The sequence below is a fragment of the Streptomyces sp. NPDC043746 genome, assembly GCF_056436485.1.
In genome coordinates, this window is sequence record NZ_JBWKCM010000057.1 from 1 (window position 1) to 8,717 (window position 8,717).

An 8,717-nucleotide genomic window follows, 5' to 3' on the forward strand; every position below is an offset into this window, starting at 1 on the left:
GGACTCCTCCGTGGTCGTCCCCGGACGCTTCCCGGAGTCGATCCCGTCCCGCTTCACCCAGTTCCGCAGGGTCTCGGCCGAACCGATCCCCAGTTTCTGGGCAACCGCCCTCACGGCGGCCGACTCGTTCGGATAGTCACCACGGACCTCAGCGACCATACGGACCGCTCGTTTGCGCAGCTCAGCGGGATAGGAGGAAGGGCGTGCCATGACTCGATCCTTTCACGGAATCGAGTCTCTATCGAACCCGGAACGGTTCAACCTCGCCCCGCTGAAGTTGACCCGGCCGTCGGAGAACCTCGCCGCGGCGAGGTTGACCTCGCTGTCGGAGAACCTCGCCCCGCTGAAGTCGATCCGGCCGTCGGAGAACGTGGCCCCGCTGAAGTCGGTGCCGCCGTCGAAGGTGGTTCCGGTGAAGTCGAGGGTGCGCCCGCACCATGTGGTGTCTTCTCTGGGGTCTTGGAGATGACTACGGATGATGCGGATGACAGTGAGGCGCACTTCCCGTTCGCCGTGGCGGAAACCTGGTTCGTTGATGTCGGTTTCATACGGCATGCGCAGGTAGGCACAGAGCACGTCGATACACACCTGCCGCTGCTCAGGCCAGTCGTCGGCCAGGCGCGCCATGGCATAGACACCAGCGAGACGCACAGCGGCCTGTTCATGACCGAGTTGCTCGGCGGCCTTGCTGTAGCGCTCAGTCAACTGGGTGGCGTCCGCCCGGTGGGACGCCCCCTCGTCCAGGAGCTGCTTGCGGTAGGCATACAGGGCCGCGAGGACGGCGCCGACCAGAGTCAGGACAGTGACGGTGGTCTTGATGACGTCCTGCACCGGAACCGGCTTCGTGGTCTCGCCCGTGCTCTCACTGGCCAAGAGCAGTTCGGCGCCTTGATAGAGGCCGTATGAGGCCAATCCAACGAGTAACAGGGCACCGGGGGCGACAAGCCATACGGGCCAGAGGTCGGGGGTGTGGCGCCCGTCCTGCTTCGGACGGCGCTGCAAAGGATTGCTCACAAGGGCGAGCCTGACGCCTGGAAGGAGCGAGGAACTGCGTTTGACCACCCTGTGACACACCCGCAAAGTCACGCCCGTACCGAGGCTCACCCCCATGACGGACGAGCCGGCCGCCCCCCACCCCACCGACACCCAACGCCGCCGCCAGGTACACCCCTCCGGGCGCCCAACACGCGTACACCGCCAGCGGGCCCTCCTCAGCCAGAACGCCGCGCCCTGCGGCGCTCACGCCGACTGGGCGGCGGTGTCGTGGCCGCCAGGACTGCCCGCCCGAATACCGCGAGCTTCTCCTCCAGCCGCACGGTGTCCGTCACGTTCCCCGCAGCGCCCAGCAGTTCCTCCGTGGCCGTGACGAGGTCCGGGAAGGGGCAACGCAGCAACGGGGCAGCCGCAGCAGCGATCCGGTTGAACGGCTCCCGCAGCGCCGCAACGGCCTGCTTGCCTACGATCCGCTCCTGCGCCAGCAACTCGGCTCCACGTCCAAGACCCACCAGGCCGCTCGACGTGTCCGTCCCCCCTGCAATCCGGGCGCCGGCCGTACCGCCTACGACAGCAAGCCCAGCCAGCAGAAACGTCCTGAGACCTTCGACCGGCCTCTCCCACAGCATGCGGTTGACCGTGCTCGCCGCCCGCAGATCCGAGACCGCAACCACCAGAGCATCAGCATGCCCGCGAATCGTCTCCCTCTCCCGCTCCTCATCCTGACGATCACGCGAGCGGTTGGTCAGCCACCACACCAGAAGGGCAACGGGCGACGCCCATCGTGCGGATCCTTCTCCTGCGTCGCGTCAGATCCCGTTCCGTCTGCCTCACGTTGTGCCGCAGCTCGCGCAGCGAGGAGTGCTCATCAGCTTCGGCCTGCCGTTGCTCGGCGCTCAGCTGGTCGTCCGCGTCGCTGAGTCGGCGGGGCGCATCGTCGTCAAGACTGCGGGCCACGGCTTCGGTCCTCTCGTTGACGCAGACTCAGCGGGCGAACGCTTCGGTCAGCCTGATGCGGTAGCCGTCCTCTTCCATCAGCACGACGGTGACGCCGAACGGGTCAGGGTGGTCCAGCTCGATCGGGGTGAAGGAGAAGTTCACCGCGGCCTGGATCGGCGGCACCAGCTCGCCGCCGGGCTGCGGCGCGGGGGCCGGCCTCCAGTCAGGGGCGACCGACGCCCAGCCCTCGGGGCTGCGGGACAGGAGCTGCTCGCTGTAGGGAAACTGGTGCAGGACGTGCCCGTCCCGGGTGGCGAGCACCATGTTCAGGCACGGCGCCGGGCCGACGATCGGCAGCTCGCAGGCGGTGGCGACGTCGTGCGTCTCCCAGGCGAGGACGACCTCGTCCGCGCCGGCCGCCGCGGCGATGTTCGCGAGTTCGGCGATCCCGGCGAGCGCGTCCTGGCCGACCTTGAGCGGGCGGCCCCAGATCAGCCCGACCAGCTCGCCGCGCACCAGCGGCATCATCAGCGGGCGCGGCACTACCCCCTCGCTCAGCGAGGCGGTGTACGTCTCCTTCGCGACGCCGACCAAGCCGTTCCACATCCGTGCTTCCACGGCAGCCCCCTGCCGCCCGGTAGTCCGATCACCGCACCCTGCCACGGGAGCTGAGGCCGTGTCAGCGAGATGATCAGCCAGCGTGCGGCGGCGCAGGAGCCGGAATCAGGCGGTGGCCGGCTGCGGGGCGCCGGTGGCGCTGTGCTGCTCGTCCCACTCCTGGATGACCGTGCGCAACATGGCGGCGACTTCGGGATCGGTGCTCTTGCGGGCGGTGACGCTGCGCAGGTACGCCCCCGCACCCTGGAGCAGCCCGAACGCGGGCTCTGCACCACCCAGTACCGGTGGGTGCCGGGATGCGAGACGTGACTCCAGGCGTCGATGCACTGGACTGGGATATCGGCGGGGAAGTGGCCGTCGACGTAGGAACCGTCGCGGGCGGTGCAGCTCCAGTACGTGCGCAGGGCGCAGTCGTGGCAGGCGAGGGTTCCCACCATGTCGGGGAGGCGGCGCTGCCATTCCGCGTCCAACTCGTAGATGTCCTGGGCGAGCGGGATGTTCTTGTCGCGCCGGCAGCACCGGATGCGGAACGGGACGGACACGACGGGATCTCCTGATCACTCTGTGGGCCGAACGGACGAGGTCAGCCTGGCAGTCGGCCGCGGCTCCGCGCCGTCGCCATGCCGCGTGCGGCGTTCGGTGTCGGCGAGCGTGCAACGCGCGGTGAAACGGAGAACTGAAACGCCGCAACGTTTCGCCCCTGACCTGCACGAACAGCCGTTGCGCCACTTACCCACCTGCGTGTTTCACTCCCGCTCTCGAGCGATTCATGCGCGATTGAGTGCGTGAATCAATGCGCGATCGGGTATGCTGCCTATTGGAGGTGACCTCTGTGTCCACTGAGAACGAGCTGTTCAGCGCGGTCGATGCGCTGCTGGAGCAAGTCGCGCAGGACGACCTGCCGGTCCCCGCGGAGCGCAAGCGTCTGCGGGAGGCGGCGGGCCTGAGCCAGGCGCAGATCGCCAAGGCGCTGGACGCCCGCCGGGAGGCGGTGGGGAACTGGGAGACCGGCAAGACCGAGCCGCGGCCGCCGAAGCGCGCCGCGTACGCCCGGCTGCTGGAGGGCCTCGCCGCCCGCTTCCCCGCCCCGGTCGCCGAAGCGCCCGCCGCGCCCCCGGAGCCGGTGGTCCCGGAAGCGTTCACCGGCCCCGCGCCCGTTCCCGCCCCGGCGGCCGAAGTGCCGACGCCCCCGGCCCCGGCTGCTGCTGTACGCCCGGCGCCCGCCGCGAAGTCCGCCGCGTCGTCGCGGCGCCCGGGTGCGAAAAAGGCGGTGGCGAAGAGGACCACGGCGTCGGCGGCCGCCGTCGACCCGCGCTTCGAGAACGGCCCGCTCGCGGTCATCGACGCCGACGCCGACGGGCAGGTGTCGGCGTACTGCATCGGCGGCCTGGTCCTGGACGTGCCCGCCAAGACGATCCCCGCGCTGGTCGACTGGACGCTGACCGAGGCCCGCCTCGGTCAGGCCCGGCTGCACCGCAACGGCCGCGACGCCGACCCGATCCTCGTCCTCACCGCGGCCGCGCTGGAGCGCTTCGGCCTGCCGGTCGCCCTGTCGGAGGAGGAGCGGCACGCGGGCCGCATCCCGGCCGGCCACAAGGTGGTCAAGCAGATCGAGCGCGCCGGGCTCCAGATGACCCAGCGGGGCTTCGGCCCGTGGGCCCGGCTCTACCGTGACCCCGAGGGCTCCCGTCGGCGCTGCGTCCAGCTGTGCGTCCTGCCCTGGAACGCCCTGGACATCCGGGAGTGGGGCCGCAAGGACGATCCGGAGCTGCTGCTGACGATGCACCCGGCCGAGCTGGTCCAGTACCTCGGGCTGTACGCGGCCCGGGTGATGACGCCGCGCGGCTCCACCGCGACGACCGGCCTGGAGCTCATGACCGCGCTGCGCCCGCCGACCCGCGCGGAGAAGAACCCGGCGACCGGCGAGTTCGAGCGGGCGTACAACGAGGACGCTCTCACCCAGCTCTACCCGGTGGTGCCGTGCGAGGTTCCCGACGAACACCCGGTCCTCAAGGGCCAGTTCGCTCGGCACCACATGCGCACCCCGGCAGAGATGCTGATGGAGGAGCCGTACGACTGGTGCCGGCCGCTGACCGATGAGGAGTGCGCCAACCCGTACCTGGTCGTCGTCGACATCAACATGTCGTTCGCCGCGGCCGCGAACGGGCTCACGGTTGGGCTGAACGGGCCGACCCACCTGACCGGCAATCCGAAGTTCGATCCGGCGCTGCCCGGTTCGTGGCTGGTCGACCTGAGCCACGTCGACCTGTCCCGCGTGCGGGTCAACGGCCGTACGGTCGACGGCTCCCGGCTCCCGAGCCCGTTCACGCCGAAGGGCGACCGGCCCGAGGGCCCGGCCTGGTATGCCACGCCGACCGTCGCCTACGCGGTGGAGCTCGGGTTCGACGTCGCGCCGATCGAGGCGTACGTCCGCACCCAGACCGGCCGCTACCTGGACTCCTGGTACAAGCGGCTGCGCGACGCGTACGTGGACACGATGGCCGACATGGGCGTCACCACCGACCTCCAGGGCCCCGAGTTCCTCGAGGCGATGGCGCGGCGCAAGCAGGTCGACCCGACAATGGCTCTGCTGGAGACCGCGATCAAGGCCACGGCCAAGGGTGCGATCGGCAAGCTGCGCCAGCGCTCCCGGGGCCAGGTGCCGTACTACGAGCCGTACCCGGCGCTGGACCGGTGGACGTGGCGCCCGGACATCCGGGCCGCCGTGCTCGCGAGCCAGCGGACCGGCCTGCACCGGAAGCTGATGAAGACGGCGGCCGCCGCCGACCTGTACCCGGTCGCGATCGGCACCGACGCGATCGTCTACCCGTCGTCCGGGCCGTCCCCGCTGGACGTCCTGCCGTACACGCCCGAGGGCAAGCCGGCGCCGGGCACGTTCCGGCTCGGGGTCTCGCCCGGGATGGTCAAGCACCAGGGGACGCAGACCGTTCTGTGGGCGGAAGCCCAGTTCGAGGAGCGCGGTGGTGTCTTCAACATCTCCAACCTGATCAAGACCGACCAGAGCGCCGGAGAAGGGGAGTAGGCCGTGGTGGACTCGCTCGGGGACAGCCTGGACCGCGCGCTGGAGGGGGCGTTCACCCGCCGCATCCCGCAGAGCGCCCAGGCGCAGATGAAGTACCTGGTCAAGCAGCTCAAGGGCACCAAGGCCGCCGCCCAGGCGCTCGGGATCTCCCAGCGCACCGTGGAGCGGTACGTGGCGGGCAGGCTCAAGCGGCCCCGGCAGGACCTGCGCGGCCGCCTGGAGCGCGAGGTGAAGAAGAGGTGGCAGCCGCAGATCCGGGCGAAGGCACGGAAGCAGGCGGCGTCCACGGGCGGGCTGGTCGTCTCCACCCGGGCCCGCTTCGGCTTCGAGGCCGCCGGTGGCACCACCGACGACGCCCGCGTACGGGACATCACCCAGGCCCTGCCGCCCGAGTACGCCGACAAGCTGTTCACCGCACGGGAACAGGGCAAGACCGAGGACCAGCTCCGGCAGATCGCCGCCGACGGCCTGGCCCGGATGTACTTCCGAGCCAACAACTCCCGCGCGCATGGCCTGGGCGTGGAGTTCACCGACGTGGAACGGCTCGACATCGAGCTGTAGGTCTGCTCGGAAACGCCGTGGTCCCCAGCACTAAAACTGCCGGGGACCACGGCGTTTTCGGCCTACGGGCTACGTTGTGGTCCGCGCAGCGGCCGCCCGGAATCCTTCGACCAGGCTTTCCATGCCGGTCAGGCCAGCGTCCAGGCCGAGCTGTCGCAGCCAGTCGTCCACCTGCTCTTGGCGGTCGGTGGCGCTGCGCAGGTTCAGGGCCGGATTGCTGCGGAAGACGCCTCCGGCCGACGCACCGGCGTCCGGGATCTCCTGGAGACCGCCGGAGTGGAGGAGCTCTTTGACCTGCCGGTCGGCAACGAGGTGGAGCTCACGAGGCTGAGCCACCAGGGCGGTGTCGATGTCGGCGATACGGGCAATCTCCGCAACGACCTTCGGATCGACGGCTGTCTTGAGCAGCCCGTCGAACAGCACTGCCAGGTCGGGCACCGCGTACCGATGCTTCCATCCTGCGTTTCCTCGGCCTTCGGCGTACTGGCAGACCCGGGCGATGACGTCGATGGTGACGCTCGCAACAGCAGTCGCCGCCACACCGTAGATTTCGGGGAGCTCCACCGACACGATCGCCTCGATCAGGTGCGTCTTCTCGGCGGGCCGCCCGGTGGCCTGCCACACCAGCCGGGCCTTTCGGGCTCGGTTGTGCCCGAGCGGGCGGAAGCCCGTGGTGTAGTCGATCGCCCCGCTTCCGAGGTTGTGCAGGGCCGCGGGGAAGACTGAGCCGTTCAGCGCCTGGGCGAGGGCGGCGACGGTCTTCTCCGACAGCGGGCGCCAGGCGCCAGCCTCTCCCATCGGGATGTTGATGCCGGTGCGGAGGATGAAGTCAGCGGTGGCCTTGCCCTCGACGTCCCGGCCCAGGTTCGGCGACATGACGTTCTGCCCCATGGGCAGCACCGTTGCAAACGGTTTTTCGCGGGCGAGTTGGAGGAGTCGGGTGCGGTCGGCGGTGGCGTTGCGTCCGCTCAGCCGGATCGGTGCCTTCAGCTTGATCAGAACCGGCCGCGGAGCGACGTTCGCGTCCACGCGGACGACCACAACGCTGCGTCCGGACCCGTCATCGAAGGGCACGTTGAAGAAGGCCGGCTCCCAGGGTGGATCGAGCATCGTGCTGCACCCGCTGACGATCTGGTCGATCGTCGCCTGGGCATCGACGCCGACCACCCGCTCGACGCCCGGCTCCACCCTGTCGTTGATGCCGACCAGGATCATGCCGCCGTAGGTGTTCGCCATCGCCGCGATGGTCTGCACCAGGCCGGAGGAATACTCGCTCTTGTACTCCAGCGTCAGGCTCTCCACCTGGTCCAGACGCGCGGCGAGGGCGCGGATGCGCTCAATCGTCAGGTCCGCCGCCGACGCGGCGAACAAAGAGTTATTCATCGCCCCATATTCCATCAACGGCCCCATCTCCACACCGAATTACCGGGTTTGGCTGGACGCGATGGCGTTCGTGAGCTGCTGCGGGCCAGCGGTCTTCAGCATGGCGCTCAGGGCCCTCCCAGCACACCGAAGATCAGCTCCGGCAGATCGCCGCCGAGGGCCTGGCCCAGATGTACTTCCGCGCCAACAACGCCCTCGCGCACGGCTTGGACGTGGAGTTCACCGACGTGAAGTGGCTACGGAGTCTGGCCGTGCTCGAAGCGGGCAGAGCGGGCTGCGCGGTAGGCAGCGTGCGCGGCCTCGTCGCGGTCCTCGCTGATGAGGCCACCTCCGCCGACCCAGTTCCCCCACCGGGTCCCCGTCCCCTCCCAGTCGATGTAAGGTCCGTCATTTCCGACGAGTCCGCCCTCGGGCGTGATATCGATGCCGCCGGCGAAGAAGCAGGCCATGCCCTGGAACACGTCTCCCTTGCGGAAGGTGAGCACTGTGTGGGCCGGCTGGGAGTATCCCGCGTGCTCGCCGGTGGTCGAGTTGACCAAGGCGTCGGCGGGACCGATCGGGCCCAGGATGAGCAGCCTCACCTGATGCTCGTTGGTCAGGTGAGGGCCGGCCGGGTTCGGGAGGCCGAAGTGAGGGATCACCGCGTGGAAGAGCAACTCCACATCGAGCTGCTCCTCAGAGCCCTTCACCTCGGCCCAGAGCTTCTCCTTGGGCAGCCAGAAGTCGGGCAGGTACGGCTTGCGCTTGCTGTCTGGGCCGACAGCGTAGCCCTGCGGTTCGTACTCCCAGCGGATGTCCATCTTGTCGAAGAAGACGGCCCACCGTGCTTCCAGCCGGGAGCGGAAGCGGTGCCCGGCGTAGCTGGTCTCTATGGCTCGGATGGACACCTGGTCTCCGTTTCAGACGGTGCGGTGACTTGTTGAACCGTTCCGGGTTCGATAGAGACTCGATTCCGTGAAAGGATCGAGTCATGGCACGCCCTTCCTCCTATCCCGCTGAGCTGTGCAAACGAGCGGTCCGTATGGTCGCTGAGGTCCGTGGTGACTATCCGAACGAGTCGGCCGCCGTGAGGGCGGTTGCCCAGGAACTGGGGATCGGTTCGGCCGAGACCCTGCGGAACTGGGTGAAGCGGGACGGGATCGACTCCGGGAAGCGTCCGGGGACGACCACGGAGGAGTCC

The 8,717-nt window shown here is 69.2% G+C and carries 10 protein-coding genes and 1 pseudogene; 3 read left to right on the forward strand and 8 right to left on the reverse strand.

Going from position 1 to position 8,717, the window contains the following annotated elements; translation table 11 throughout:
- The 6 genes from AC0682_RS31095 to AC0682_RS31120 form a co-directional block, all read right to left on the reverse strand.
- The coding region (locus AC0682_RS31095) for a transposase (RefSeq protein WP_478536559.1) at positions 1-210 on the reverse strand (210 nt) is incomplete at its 3' end.
- 12 nt (positions 211-222) lie between these two features.
- On the reverse strand, positions 223-1,014 hold the full coding sequence (locus tag AC0682_RS31100; RefSeq protein WP_478536561.1) for a pentapeptide repeat-containing protein: 792 nt from the start codon (positions 1,012-1,014) through the stop codon (positions 223-225).
- Positions 1,015-1,211: 197 nt separating this feature from the next.
- A complete protein-coding gene (locus tag AC0682_RS31105) occupies positions 1,212-1,751 on the reverse strand; it encodes a hypothetical protein (protein ID WP_478536563.1) in 540 nt (179 codons plus the stop codon).
- Positions 1,723-1,950 carry a hypothetical protein gene (locus AC0682_RS31110; protein WP_478536564.1) on the reverse strand — a complete coding sequence of 76 codons (228 nt, stop codon included), beginning with the start codon at positions 1,948-1,950 and terminating at the stop codon, positions 1,723-1,725. Before AC0682_RS31110 ends, AC0682_RS31105 begins: the two co-directional genes overlap by 29 nt.
- Positions 1,951-1,977: 27 nt before the next feature.
- Positions 1,978-2,538 (reverse strand): hypothetical protein, encoded by a 561-nt coding sequence (locus AC0682_RS31115; RefSeq protein ID WP_478536570.1) that lies wholly within the window; start codon positions 2,536-2,538, stop codon positions 1,978-1,980.
- 117 nt (positions 2,539-2,655) lie between these two features.
- A complete protein-coding gene (locus AC0682_RS31120; RefSeq protein ID WP_478536565.1) occupies positions 2,656-2,877 on the reverse strand; it encodes a hypothetical protein in 222 nt (73 codons plus the stop codon).
- Positions 2,878-3,382: 505 nt separating this feature from the next.
- Between AC0682_RS31120 and tap the strand changes: the two genes are divergently transcribed.
- Together tap and tpg are read left to right on the forward strand one after the other, a co-directional pair.
- The gene (gene tap / locus AC0682_RS31125) at positions 3,383-5,593 is read left to right on the forward strand and encodes a telomere-associated protein Tap (protein WP_478536566.1); all 2,211 of its coding nucleotides are present in this window, start codon (positions 3,383-3,385) and stop codon (positions 5,591-5,593) included.
- A 3-nt stretch (positions 5,594-5,596) separates the two neighbouring features.
- Complete coding sequence (tpg, locus tag AC0682_RS31130) at positions 5,597-6,154, forward strand: telomere-protecting terminal protein Tpg (protein WP_478536567.1); 558 nt, start codon at positions 5,597-5,599, stop codon at positions 6,152-6,154.
- Positions 6,155-6,223: 69 nt separating this feature from the next.
- On the opposite strand, the gene AC0682_RS31135 is transcribed toward tpg, so the two are convergent.
- Positions 6,224-7,537: an AlbA family DNA-binding domain-containing protein gene (locus tag AC0682_RS31135; protein ID WP_478536568.1), complete on the reverse strand. Its 1,314-nt coding sequence runs from the start codon at positions 7,535-7,537 to the stop codon at positions 6,224-6,226.
- Between the two features lie 236 nt (positions 7,538-7,773).
- Positions 7,774-8,424, reverse strand: a complete 651-nt coding sequence (locus tag AC0682_RS31140) for a PDDEXK family nuclease (RefSeq protein WP_478536569.1) — start codon at positions 8,422-8,424, stop codon at positions 7,774-7,776.
- 83 nt (positions 8,425-8,507) lie between these two features.
- Here AC0682_RS31140 and AC0682_RS31145 point away from each other — a divergent pair.
- Positions 8,508-8,717 (forward strand): annotated as a pseudogene (locus AC0682_RS31145) (IS3-like element IS987 family transposase); the annotation flags it as partial.

Coding starts and splice junctions, on each gene's coding strand:
- AC0682_RS31115 (WP_478536570.1), bottom strand. CDS start 2,538: ATGTGGAACGGCTTGGTCGGCGTCGCGAAGGAGACGTACACCGCCTCG.
- AC0682_RS31135 (WP_478536568.1), bottom strand. CDS start 7,537: ATGAATAACTCTTTGTTCGCCGCGTCGGCGGCGGACCTGACGATTGAG.